1 pseudogene is annotated in these 294 nt (G+C 42.5%); it reads left to right on the top strand.

Going from position 1 to position 294, the window contains the following annotated elements:
- Window positions 1-294 (top strand): annotated as a pseudogene (locus PZH32_RS13300) (hypothetical protein); the annotation flags it as partial.

A 294-nucleotide genomic window follows, 5' to 3' on the forward strand; every position in this document is an offset into this window, starting at 1 on the left:
GTTTAAAAATTATTTTTCTGAAAAGCCGGAAATTAAAGTGGTTGAAGTTGATACACAGGAGAAATTTGACGCACTGACAGAGGCAGATGCCATCGTTCTTCGAATTTTAAAAATGCCGAAAGAAGTAGTCGCAAGGATCAAAGGATTAAAGATGATCATGCGCTGGGGAGCCGGCTTTGATTCGGTTGACATTGAAGAAGCAGGAAAACATGGAATTTATGTCTGCAATACTCCGGGAGCAAATGCTTATGCTGTGGCGGAGCTTACGGTGGCATTGATGTTAGCAGTCGGAAG

It is taken from the genome of Adlercreutzia equolifaciens, from assembly GCF_029076695.1.
GTDB classification, from domain to species: domain Bacteria; phylum Actinomycetota; class Coriobacteriia; order Coriobacteriales; family Eggerthellaceae; genus Adlercreutzia; species Adlercreutzia equolifaciens_A.